We start from the raw sequence: 1,650 nt of genomic DNA, 5'->3' as shown, positions 1-1,650 counted from the left end.
ATCATCAGTTGCTCCCGCTGGTCCACAACTGGGTGGGCGAACCGGACAGTCTCCGCCACCAGGCGGCGCTCAGCACAGCCGGCGCGACGCCGCCAACAACGCCGGTCGGCTGGATTGCTCTGGCCGCGGGATGGCGTGACAATGGTTCGGCCAGGGCCGCGACGATGGCACCGGCGTTGCTGCCGTTTCCAGCCGCCCACGCAATCAATGCCGGGATTCTGGCCGGACTGGCGCGTGTCGCACTGGCTGACCGGTTCGCCGTTCTTTCGGCATTTGTCGAAATGGGCATCCAGATGGCTGAGATCGAGGCCCTGAGCCAAGCAGCGGATGCGGATTAGAGCATTCGCCCGGCAGAAACCGATGGATGCCGTCATCATCCTGGCCTACTTACAGCCACCTTGCGCCCATTTTGCGAGCGCCACCTTGAAGCGCGTTCCAAGCGGATGTTGAAGCCGTAAGACAGACACGTCGTTGGCGGCGAAATTTTTCGACTGTTCACACAGCCGGGCCTCGTTCCATTCATGGCAACCGTCGCAGTGCTTTCCTTCCCATACCGACTTGTCGAGCCCCTCCACAGGACTGAAGCGTGGCTTGCCCTTGATCAGCTCCGCAATGCTCTTGCCGTCGATTTCCGGATCGCCGAAATCGACAGGATGGTCAAAAAAGATAGGCTCGTCGGAGGCAAGCCTTGGGATTTTCTGACGAAGCATATCGAGCGAAAGTTGGGCGTCGTCGGCGCCCGACGGGTTTGCCGCAACGTTTCGCCCATCCGAACCGGCTTCCGATTTCTGAGTGGTCGCCTCGCCGACGATCAGCGGTGCGTTGAGGTCGATCTTGTGCAGGACGACCTCAGTGGTCAGCGAGACATTGCTCCAGGGGCGCTGTTTGCCGGCGGTTACCTTGAAGACATCGGCGGTAACGCGGTTCATGGCTTCGGTGATGGAAACGTTTGTTTCGCCCATATGCGCCAGCAGCGCCGAAGCGAACGGCGAATGTTGGCCCGACCCGTCAAAGGCGACCTGATTGGGACTGGTGGCGAACGCGACAAGCGTGCCGGCGCCACCATTCTGGATGGGAATTTCGACAAGGCCGCTTCTTGCCCCCTTCACGCCGGCGGTCTTTGCCAGCACTTCGGCAAGCGGATTGTCGCGGCAAGCGTCGAGAAAAATCAGCCTTATGCTGGTCTCGCGCGACATTTGCGGCAGGACGAAGTCCAGGGGCACCGCCTCGAAATCGAGCGAAGTCTCGTCCTCGAGTGCTGCGTCGACCGGAAGAAGGTAGTTGCTGCCTGAAACCTGCAACCCGTGGCCGGCGTAGAAAAAAAGGGCGATATCGGCGCCGCGCACCTGCTTTGCGAATTGTGCAATCGTCGTCTGGGTCTGCAATTTGGTCAGATCGAAGCCGGAAACGACTTCAAAGTCCAGATTCTCGAGGCGTTCGGCCATGGCGTGGGCGTCGCGTACCGGATTGGTCAGCGCCGGCGCATGCTCATATTGGGAGTTGCCAAGGACCAACGCAACACGGCGTTCAGCACTGGCGGCCGACAAAGTCAAAAGCAGTGCCAGCGCTACAAGCGCAATGGCGCCCACAAGTCCACCGCAATGGCCGATACGATCAAAACCCACCCGGGACAACAGGGCGTCCCTCAGT

At 60.5% G+C, this 1,650-nt stretch carries 1 protein-coding gene and 1 pseudogene; one reads left to right on the top strand and one right to left on the bottom strand.

Annotation, left to right across the window (positions count from 1 at the left end):
- Positions 1-338: pseudogene (locus tag EN879_RS35050) on the top strand (hypothetical protein); the annotation flags it as partial.
- A gap of 45 nt (positions 339-383) precedes the next feature.
- Here EN879_RS35050 and EN879_RS35045 read toward each other — a convergent pair.
- A partial coding sequence (locus EN879_RS35045; protein ID WP_245493925.1) for a caspase domain-containing protein occupies positions 384-1,650 on the bottom strand: 1,267 nt, incomplete at its 5' end.

The sequence above is a fragment of the Mesorhizobium sp. M7A.F.Ca.AU.002.02.1.1 genome (assembly GCF_003998535.1).
Classification (GTDB): Bacteria; Pseudomonadota; Alphaproteobacteria; order Rhizobiales; family Rhizobiaceae; genus Mesorhizobium; species Mesorhizobium ciceri.
This window is presented reverse-complemented; position numbering and strand designations above follow the sequence as displayed.